The 9,947-nt window shown below is 72.4% G+C and carries 8 protein-coding genes; 7 read left to right on the top strand and 1 reads right to left on the bottom strand.

The genetic code is table 11. The features are described from left to right. Window positions 1-221: 221 nt before the first annotated feature. The 7 genes from DBR36_RS04505 to araA all read left to right on the top strand — a co-directional run bounded on the left by DBR36_RS04505 (window position 222) and on the right by araA (window position 9,351). Entirely contained in the window at window positions 222-1,118 is an 897-nt protein-coding gene (locus DBR36_RS04505; protein ID WP_108317751.1) for a triacylglycerol lipase, read from the top strand. A gap of 101 nt (window positions 1,119-1,219) precedes the next feature. Beyond that, window positions 1,220-2,407, top strand: coding sequence for a xylose isomerase (gene xylA, locus DBR36_RS04500; RefSeq protein ID WP_108317750.1), 1,188 nt, complete (start codon window positions 1,220-1,222; stop codon window positions 2,405-2,407). A 151-nt stretch (window positions 2,408-2,558) separates the two neighbouring features. Beyond that, on the top strand, window positions 2,559-3,950 hold the full coding sequence (xylB, locus tag DBR36_RS04495; RefSeq protein ID WP_108317749.1) for a xylulokinase: 1,392 nt from the start codon (window positions 2,559-2,561) through the stop codon (window positions 3,948-3,950). Window positions 3,951-4,173: 223 nt separating this feature from the next. Then, window positions 4,174-5,142: a LacI family DNA-binding transcriptional regulator gene (locus DBR36_RS04490; RefSeq protein ID WP_108317748.1), complete on the top strand. Its 969-nt coding sequence runs from the start codon at window positions 4,174-4,176 to the stop codon at window positions 5,140-5,142. Between the two features lie 389 nt (window positions 5,143-5,531). After that, window positions 5,532-6,248, top strand: a complete 717-nt coding sequence (locus DBR36_RS04485) for an L-ribulose-5-phosphate 4-epimerase (protein ID WP_108317747.1) — start codon at window positions 5,532-5,534, stop codon at window positions 6,246-6,248. Beyond that, complete coding sequence (locus DBR36_RS04480) at window positions 6,245-7,816, top strand: xylulokinase (protein ID WP_108317746.1); 1,572 nt, start codon at window positions 6,245-6,247, stop codon at window positions 7,814-7,816. The genes DBR36_RS04485 and DBR36_RS04480 overlap by 4 nt, the downstream gene beginning before the upstream one ends. A gap of 23 nt (window positions 7,817-7,839) precedes the next feature. Beyond that, complete coding sequence (gene araA, locus DBR36_RS04475) at window positions 7,840-9,351, top strand: L-arabinose isomerase (RefSeq protein ID WP_108317745.1); 1,512 nt, start codon at window positions 7,840-7,842, stop codon at window positions 9,349-9,351. A gap of 434 nt (window positions 9,352-9,785) precedes the next feature. On the opposite strand, the gene DBR36_RS18830 is transcribed toward araA, so the two are convergent. After that, window positions 9,786-9,944 (bottom strand): hypothetical protein, encoded by a 159-nt coding sequence (locus DBR36_RS18830; RefSeq protein ID WP_219927611.1) that lies wholly within the window; start codon window positions 9,942-9,944, stop codon window positions 9,786-9,788. Between the last annotated feature and the right edge of the window lie 3 nt (window positions 9,945-9,947).

Below are 9,947 nucleotides of genomic sequence, written 5' to 3'. Positions count from 1 at the left end.
CCGGGGGCCGGGACCGGAGCGCCGGGGCCCCCGGCGCTCCGGTCCCGGCCCCCGGCGCTCCGGCCCGGGCCCAGACCCCGCCCCCGGGTTGTTGAGTGTCCAGGGCACGCCGGAACGGGCGCAGGCGATGCGGCGCGTCGTGGACACTCGACGGGTGGGGAGGGCGGTGTCGGCGGTCTGCCCTATCCTGACCGGGATCCCAGCCTCGAAGGAGCCCGCCCATGGCCGATGCCGTCGTCCTCGTCTCCGGTGGCGCCGCCGTCACCCCGTTCACCGATTCCGACCGCGCGGCCGCCTCGGGCCTGGCGGCCGGCAACACCATGACGGCGCTGCGCGAGCACCTGCGCACGGCGGGGGTTCCCGTCTTCACCGCCCCGGCCCGCATCGGGGTGGGCACGGTTGAGAGGGATGCCGGGTGGCAGGGCTTCGACGACGTTCCCGTCGTGCTGCCCGCCGAGGTCACGATCAACGCGGTCGGGTCGATCGACGTCGCCGGTGTCGCGCTCGCCGCCTTTCTGCGGTGGCTGTCGTCCGCGCACGGGCTCTCGAGCGTCGACCTGGTCGGGCACTCGATGGGCGGGCTGTTCTCGCGCGCCGCGATCCGCGAGCTCGCCGGCGGCGGTCCGCGCGTCGAGCGGCTGGTGACGCTGGGCACGCCGTGGGACGGCTCGGTGCTGGGCGACCTGGTCGACGACGAGATCTCCGAGGCCGACGCGCACGGCGACCCGGCGACCCTGCAGATCTTCGCCGAGGCGCGGCCCTACGCGGCGGCGAACTCGCAGGGGGCCGCGGCCGAGGTCTCGCGCCGTTACCTGCGCGCGTGGAACGACCGCCAGGCGGGCGTTCTCGACGGCATCCCGGTCACCGCGATCGGCGCGGGGTACTTCGCCGCGGTGACAGAGCCGGCGCAGCTGTGGCCGCACGACGGTCTGGTGTCCCTCACCAGCGGTCGCGCCGATCAGGTGCCCGCCGCGGTGCTGCCGCGGGTGACGCGGCACTCGTTCCCCGACCACGTGCACAGCATCTTCTTCACCGACGCGTTCGGTCTGCCGCGCGAGCGGGCGCTGACGTGGGACCCCGCGGTGTTCGCGGTGGTGGACGCCGCGCTCTCACGCTGACGCGGGGGTGGACGCCGCGGCATCCGGGGTATATGTTGTGAAAACCAACAAACCCGACGGTGCGCTCTCGCGCACTCGTGCGTCCATGCGAAGGAGCAGGAATGCCCACCCCCACCCGCGATGACAAGTTCTCGTTCGGACTCTGGACCGTCGGATACAACGGCACCGACCCGTTCGGCGGCCCCACCCGTCAGCCCCTCGACGTCGTGCACGTCGTCGAGAAGCTCGCAGAGCTCGGCGCCTACGGCCTGACCTTCCACGACGACGACCTGTTCGCCTTCGGCTCCACCGATTCCGAGCGTCAGACGCAGATCGACCGCCTCAAGGGCGCGATGAAGGACACCGGCATCATCACGCCGATGGTCACCACGAACCTCTTCTCGGCCCCCGTCTTCAAGGACGGCGGTTTCACCTCGAACGACCGGCAGGTGCGTCGCTTCGCTCTGCGCAAGGTGCTGCGCAACCTCGACCTCGCCGCCGAGCTGGGAGCCCAGACCTTCGTCATGTGGGGCGGCCGCGAGGGTGCCGAGTACGACTCGGCCAAGGACGTCCGTCAGGCGCTCGAGCGCTACCGCGAGGCCGTCAACCTGCTCGGCGACTACGTCACCGACAAGGGTTACGACATCCGCTTCGCGATCGAGCCCAAGCCCAACGAGCCCCGCGGCGACATCCTGCTGCCGACGCTCGGTCACGCGATCGCCTTCATCGACTCGCTCGAGCGCCCCGAGCTCGTAGGTCTGAACCCCGAGGTCGGCCACGAGCAGATGGCCGGTCTGAACTTCGCCGCCGGAATCGCCCAGGCGCTCTACCACGGCAAGCTCTTCCACATCGACCTCAACGGTCAGCGCGGCATCAAGTACGACCAGGACCTCGTGTTCGGCCACGGCGATCTGCACAACGCCTTCGCGCTGGTCGACCTGCTCGAGAACGGCGGCCCCGGCGGCGTCCCCGCCTACGACGGCCCCCGCCACTTCGACTACAAGCCCTCGCGCACCGAAGACGAGACGGGCGTCTGGGACTCCGTCTCGGCCAACATGAACACCTACCTGCTGCTCAAGGAGCGCGCCGCGGCCTTCCGCGCCGACCCCGAGGTGCAGGAGGCCCTCGAGGCCGCCAAGGTGCTCGAGCTGGCGCAGCCGACGCTGAACGAGGGCGAGAGCTACGACGACCTGCTCGCCGACCGCTCGGCCTACGAGGACTTCGACACCGACGCGTACCTCGGTGGCAAAGGCTTCGGGTTCGTCCGTCTGCAGCAGCTCGCGACCGAACACCTGCTCGGCGCCCGCTGAGTCTCCCGGGGCCCGGATGCCACGGCATCCGGGCCCCTCCGTTCCCTCCGTCGAGTGTCCAGAACACGCCGCATCGCCGCCGCGCGAGACGGCGTGTCGTGGACACTGAACGGGATGCCGCGACGGCGCGGCGACAACAGGAGGAGTGAGCATGGCGCTCGTCATGGGAGTCGATTCGTCGACGCAGTCGTGCAAGGTCGTCGTCGTCGACGCCGACAGCGGACGCGTGGTGCGCGAGGGGCGCGCGTCGCACCCCGCCGGGACCTCGGTCGACCCCGAGGCGTGGTGGAGAGCGCTCCAGGATGCCATCGCCCAGGCCGGCGGTCTGGACGACGTCGCGGCGGTGTCGATCGCCGGTCAGCAGCACGGCATGGTCGTGCTGGACGCCGAGGGCGTCATCATCCGCGATGCCCTGCTGTGGAACGACACCCGCTCGGCGTCGGCGGCGCGCGATCTCATCGCAGAGGTCGGCGCCGAGGCGTACGCCGCGCGCACGGGCGCCGTGCCGGTCGCGTCGTTCACGGGCACCAAGCTGCGGTGGCTGCGGGATGCCGAGCCGGCCCACGCCGCCCGCGTCGCGGCCGTCGCGCTGCCGCACGACTGGCTCACCTGGCGGCTGCGCGGGTTCGGGCCGGGCAACGCCGTCCTCGACGAGCTCGTCACGGACCGATCGGATGCCTCGGGCACCGCGTACTGGGGGGCCGACGGCTACGACCTCGACCTGTTCCGCCGCGCGCTCGGCCACGACGCGACGCTGCCGCGCGTCCTCGGGCCGTGGGAGAGCGCGGGCACCCTGCCCGGTGGCGCCCACGTCGGACCGGGTGCGGGCGACAACGCCGGCGCGGCGCTGGGCCTGGGGGCGGGCCCGGGTGACGTCGTGGTGTCGCTGGGCACATCCGGCACGGTGTTCGCGGTCGCCGAGGCCCCCACGGCCGACACCACCGGCGCCGTCGCCGGTTTCGCCGACGCGACCGGGCGCTTCCTGCCGCTGGTCGCGACGCTGAATGCGGCCCGCGTCCTCGACGCGGTCGCGAGGCTGCTGGGTGTGTCGCACGAGGAACTCGGCGCGCTCGCGCTGGAGGCGGAGCCCGGCGCGGGCGGCGTCGTGCTCGTGCCGTGGTTCGAGGGAGAGCGCACCCCCAACCTGCCCGACGCGAAAGCCTCGCTGACCGGTTTGACTCTGGCATCCACCACTCGGGAGAACCTCGCCCGCGCGGCGATCGAGGGCATGCTCAGCGGCCTGGCGGTCGGCCTCGAGGCCATCCAGGCGCAGGGGGTGGAGGTCCGGCGCATCCTGCTGATCGGTGGGGCGGCGGCGAACGAAGGGGTCGCGCGGATCGCCGCGCAGGTGTTCGACGCCGAGATCGTCGTGCCCGCGGCGGGGGAGTACGTCGCCCTCGGCGCGGCGCGACAGGCCGCCGGAGTCCTCGCCGGGGGGCCGGTCGACTGGACGGCCGCCACCACCCGGGCCGTCGACCCCGACCACCGCCCCGCGGTCCGCGCGGAGTACGACCGGGTGGCGGCGCTGCGCGCACGGGAATGAGGGTCGGTCGCCACGCGAAAGCCCGGGCCGCGGCGCGCAGAATGCTCATCCTCCGCGAGAGCAACCCTCTGGTTCGGCCCCATGAGGGTGGGCCAGAGTAGAGGCAGGCCCGTCGACGTCTTGTAAGGGGGGCGTCGACGGGCTCTCCTCGGGAGCGGTTCCAGGCCTCGCGCTCGCTCGCGTGTGCGTGGGTCGGTCGCGCGCGCCGCTACTGTGAGTCACCATGAGCGGCGACAACGGCGGCAGGCGCATCGGCGTGCGCGACGTCGCGGCCGCCGCGGGGGTGTCGACGCAGACCGTCTCGCGGGTGCTGAACGACTACCCGGGCATCCGCGACGCCACGCGCGAGCGGGTGCTCGACGCCGTCGCCGCCCTCGACTACCGCGTCAACAACGCCGCCCGCGCGCTCGGCACGAGCCTGACGCGCACCGTGGGGGTGGTGGCATCCGATGCCGTCCTGCACGGCCCGGCCGCCGGGATCGCCGCTCTCGAACGCGCCGCACGGGCGCGGGGGCGGTGGATCTCGACCGCGTACACCGACTCCGACGACCCCGCCGACATCGACGCCGCCGTCCAGCACCTGCTCGACCAGGGCGTCGACGGCATCGTCTTGGTCGCCGCCCACGGCGCGACCCCCCTCGAGGGTTACGAGGTGCCCATCGTGCCGCTCTACGGCGAATCCGGGACCCGCCAGCGCGAGGCGGCCGCGCTCGCCGTCGAGCATCTGGCCGACCTCGGACACCGCCGCATCGTCGAGCTCGCCGGCCCCGCCGACTGGCGCGAGGCTCTCGCGCGCACGGCCGGGGTCGCGGATGCAATCGATCGTCGCGGGCTCACGCGGGAGGGTCGGGTCGAGGGGGACTGGAGCGCCGGTTCCGGTGCGGCCGTCGCCGACACGGTCGCCGCGCACGTGCGCGCCGGTACCACCGCGGTGGCGGTCGCCAACGATCAGATGGCCCTCGGGCTGATGGCCGGGCTCGCCGCCCGCGGGCTCGCGGTTCCGGCCGACGTCTCGGTCGCCGGCTTCGACGACAACCCGGATGCCGCCTTCTACGCGCCCGCGCTCACCACGGTGCGCCTCGACGTGGAGGGCGAGGCGGCGGAGGCCGTCGCCCGGGTGCTGGGCGACCAGCCGACGGCTCCCGCGCCGCCGGTGCTGGTGCCGCGCGCTTCGACCTCCACCCCGCGCTGACGCCGGGCCGGCCGGCTCGCCCGTCCGCCGGACCGGCCGGCTCATCCGACCGACCGTCCGTCCGCCCGCCCGCCGGGCCGGTCGGCTCGACCGTCCGCCCGTCCGTCCGCCCGCCCGCCGGGCCGGTCGGCTCGACCGTCCGGCGCCCCGGCCGGCTCGCCCGTCCGCCGTGCCGGTCTCCGGAGAATCCCTGTCGTCCGGACGCGTGCTCCGCGCGAAACCGCGTGCGCTCCCGCCCGACCGCTCGGAATCTCCGGAGTCCGGCACGCGTGGTCCCCGCGAGGGCGGTGTTTCGGGGCGGCGCGCTCTCGCGGAACGGCGATGTTACCGGTAACATTGCGACGCGAGGGCGCCGCGCCCCACCCCGAACCACGTCGAAGGAGACACGCGTGTCCGATGCCGCCACGTTCGCGCCCGAGGTGCAGGAGGCGATCGACGCCGTCCGCGCCGACGTCGCGAAACTGCACGCCGAGCTCGTGCGCTACAACCTCATCGTCTGGACGGGCGGCAACGTCTCGGGTCGCGTCCCCGGCGCCGATCTGTTCGTGATCAAGCCCTCCGGCGTCTCGTACGACGACCTCGCGCCCGAGAACATGATCCTCTGCGACCTCGACGGCAACGCCATCTCCGGCGCCCCCGGCAGCGAGCGCAGCCCCTCGAGCGACACGGCTGCGCACGCGTACGTCTACCGCAACATGCCCGAGGTCGGAGGCGTCGTCCACACGCACTCCACCTACGGCGTCGCCTGGGCCGCCCGGGGAGAAGAGATCCCCTGCGTCATCACCGCGATGGCCGACGAGTTCGGCGGGCCCATCCCGGTCGGTCCGTTCGCGATCATCGGCGACGACTCGATCGGTCGGGGCATCGTCGAGACCCTGCGCGGTCACCGCTCGCGCGGCGTCATCATGCAGAACCACGGCCCCTTCACGATCGGATCGAGCGCGAAGGACGCCGTCAAGGCCGCCATCATGCTCGAGGACGTCGCGCGCACGGTGCACATCGCGCGCGAGGCGGGTCCGCTCATCCCGATCCCGCAGGACAAGATCGACGCGCTGTACGAGCGCTACCAGAACGTCTACGGACAGAGCACGGACGACCGTCGATGAACGCGCACATCACCGAAGGCCGGGTGAGCCTCGGTATCGAGCTCGGCTCGACCCGCATCAAGGCCTGCCTCATCGGCCCCGACGCCGAGGTGCTGGCCACCGGCTCCCACGAGTGGGAGAACGTCTACGCCGACAAGCTGTGGACCTATCCGCTGGATGCCGTCTGGTCGGGCCTGCAAGCGGCCTACGCCGAGCTGGTCCAGAACGTCCGTCAGCAGTACGGCGTCACCCCCGAGCGGTACGCCGCGATGGGCGTCTCGGCGATGATGCACGGCTACCTCGCGTTCGACGCCGACGGAGAGCTGCTCGCCCCCTTCCGCACGTGGCGCAACACCAACACCGGCGTCGCCGCGGCCGAGCTCACCGAGCTGCTGGGCGTGAACATCCCGCTGCGCTGGTCGATCGCGCACCTGCATCAGGCCGTCGTCGACGCCGAGCCCCACGTCCCCGAGATCCGCTTCCTCACCACCCTCGCCGGGTACGTGCACTGGAAGCTCACCGGCGAGAAGGTCCTGGGCGTGGGCGACGCGTCGGGCATGTTCCCCATCGACTCCGCCACCCGCGACTACGACGCCGAGCTCGTCGCGCGCTACGACGAGCTGGCCGCCGGTCGCGTCCCCGCGCTGAAGGACCTGCTGCCGCAGTCGCTGGTCGCGGGCGCGTCGGCCGGTGCGCTCACCGTCGAGGGGGCGCAGCTGCTCGATCCGAGCGGAACCCTGCGCCCCGGCATCCCCTTCGCTCCCCCCGAGGGCGACGCCGGCACCGGGATGGTCGCGACCGGCGCCGTCGCACCCCGTACGGGCAACGTCAGCGCGGGCACGAGCATCTTCGCGATGGTGGTGCTCGAACGGCCGCTCGCGCAGGTGCACCACGAACTCGACCTGGTCACGACGCCCTCGGGCGACGCGGTGGCGATGGTGCACTGCAACAACGGCGCGAGCGAGCTCGCCGCGTGGGCCAACATGTTCACCGCGTTCGCCGCGGCCGCGGGTACCCCGGTGACCCCGGATGCCACCTACGCGGCGCTCTTCTCGGCCGCCCTCGAGGGAGAGACCGACGCCGGCGGGCTGCTGGCGTACAACCACCTGGCCGGCGAGCCCATCGCGGGTCTCGACGAGGGACGCCCCCTCGTCGTCCGCACGCCCGACAGCCGCCTGACGCTGCCGAACTTCATGCGCGCACAGCTCTACGGCGTCTTCGGCACGCTCGCCCTGGGCATGGACGTCCTGCACGGCGAGGGCGTGGAGCTCGACAGGATGTACGCCCACGGCGGCATGTTCCGCACGGCCGGTGTCGCCCAGCGCTTCCTCGCCGCGGCGCTCGACGCGCCCGTCGCGGTCGCCGAGACGGCGTCCGAGGGCGGGGCCTGGGGCATCGCGGTGCTCGCGGCCTACGTCGCCGACGGCCAGGGCCGCGACCTCGACACCTACTTGCGCGAGGCGGTCTTCGCTGACGCGCCGATCGTCACGGCCGGCCCCGACCCGGCCGACGTGGCCGGCTTCTCGGCCTACCTCGACCGCTACCGGGCCGGTCTCGCCGTCGAGGCCGCCGCCGTGGCATCCCTCTGAAGACTTCTCACAAAGGAAACGTTATGACCCGCACTCCCCTCAAGAACGACCTCGACGGCTACGAGGTCTGGTTCGTCACCGGTAGCCAGAACCTCTACGGCGAAGAGACGCTGAAGCAGGTCGCCGAGCAGTCGCAGGCCGTCGTCGAGGGCCTGAACGGCCTTCCGGTGAAGGTCGTCTGGAAGCCCGTGCTGAAGGACTCCGACAGCATCCGCCGCATGGCCCTCGAGGTCAACGGTCGCGACGACGTCATCGGCGTGATCGCGTGGATGCACACCTTCAGCCCCGCGAAGATGTGGATCTCGGGGCTCGACGCCCTGCAGAAGCCGCTGCTGCACCTGCACACGCAGGCCAACGTCGAGCTGCCGTGGAACGACATCGACTTCGACTTCATGAACCTCAACCAGGCCGCGCACGGCGACCGCGAGTTCGGATACATCCAAACGCGGCTGGGCGTTTCGCGCAAGACCGTCGTCGGCCACGTGTCGAACCCCGCCGTGCGTCAGCAGATCGAGGACTGGCAGCGCGCCGCCGCCGGCTGGACCGCCGCGCGCACCCTCAAGCTCGCCCGCTTCGGCGACAACATGCGCTATGTCGCCGTCACCGAGGGCGACAAGACCGAGGCCGAGCTGCGTTTCGGCGTCCAGGTCAACACGTGGGGCGTCAACGAGCTGGTCGAGGCCGTTGAGAAGGCATCGGATGCCGACATCGACGCCCTCGTGCAGGAGTACGTCGACAGCTACGACGTCGTCGACGAACTGCTCCCCGGTGGGGCGCGTCACCAGTCGCTGCGCGACGGCGCGGCGATCGAGCTGGGCCTGCGCTCGTTCCTCGAGGAGGGCGGCTTCGGCGCCTTCACCACCTCGTTCGAGGACCTCGGCGCGCTGAAGCAGCTGCCCGGCCTCGCGGTGCAGCGCCTCATGGCCGAGGGCTACGGCTTCGGCGCCGAGGGCGACTGGAAGACCGCCATCCTCGTGCGCGTCGCCAACGTCATGGGTGCGGGTCTGCCCGGCGGCGCCTCGCTCATGGAGGACTACACCTACGACCTGGTTCCCGGCAACGAGCGCATCCTCGGCGCCCACATGCTCGAGGTCTCGCCCTCGCTGACCACGAAGAAGCCCCGCCTCGAGATCCACGAGCTGGGCATCGGCGGCAAGGACGACCCCGTGCGACTGGTCTTCACCGCCGACGCGGGCCCCGCTCTCGTCGTCGCGATGAGCGACATGCGCGACCGCTTCCGCCTAGTGGCCAACGTCGTCGAGAACGTCGACGCCCCCGACCTGCCGAAGCTGCCCGTGGGTCGCGCGGTGTGGAAGCCCGCTCCCGACTTCGCGACCTCGGCCGGCTGCTGGCTCGCCGCCGGTGCCGCCCACCACACCGTCATGACGACGGCCGTGGGCATCGAGGTGTTCCGCGACTTCGCCGAGATCGCCAAGACCGAGCTCGTCGTGATCGACGACGAGACCACGGTCCGCGGTTTCCAGAGCGAGCTGCGCTGGAACCAGGCGTACTACCGCCTGGCCCAGGGCCTGTAAGACCCCCGCCGCCCCGGGAGCGCGAAGCCCCGGGGCGGTGCGGCACTCGCGCGTCCTGTTCGCTCGGGACGTGCGCCGCGCGTCGACATCGACGCACGGATCGTGCCCCGGGACCCCCGCAGCGGTGGGCTGCGCGGGTCCCGGGGCACTTCTTCGTTCCGGGGCGGCGGCGGGGGAGTGGCGTCATCGGTCAACGACCTCGTGGCGACCGCCGCCGCGACCCTCGTCCCACTTATGGGGGTGTGTGTCCCACTTCTTGTCGGTTCGAAGGTGTCGGGGCCGCCAAAAGTGGGACATGGATGCCGGGCCGGCCGCGGGCGCTGACCAGGCCGCCAGAGGCGGGACATGGATGCCACGCCCACCGCGGCCTCGAACAGTCGAGGCGTCGCCTCAGCGGCCCCCGTTCACCCGCCCGTCGCACACGACCGTCTCGGTCACAGCCGCTGGCCCAGCGCCCACAGCCGGTCGGCGCGGCCCGAGATGGCCTCGGACAGGGCGAACGCCTGCGCGTCGGTGAGCGAGGCGACGTAATCGACGATGCCGCGCGCCCGCGCGAGACGCTCGACATCGGCGGGGCGGCGGTCCGTGGGCAGGGC

Origin of the sequence: Microbacterium sp. HMWF026 (genome assembly GCF_003061325.1) — a bacterium.
Classification (GTDB): domain Bacteria; phylum Actinomycetota; class Actinomycetes; order Actinomycetales; family Microbacteriaceae; genus Microbacterium; species Microbacterium testaceum_E.
The sequence above is the reverse complement of the archived record's forward strand: the minus strand, read 5'-3'. Positions and strand labels throughout refer to the sequence as shown.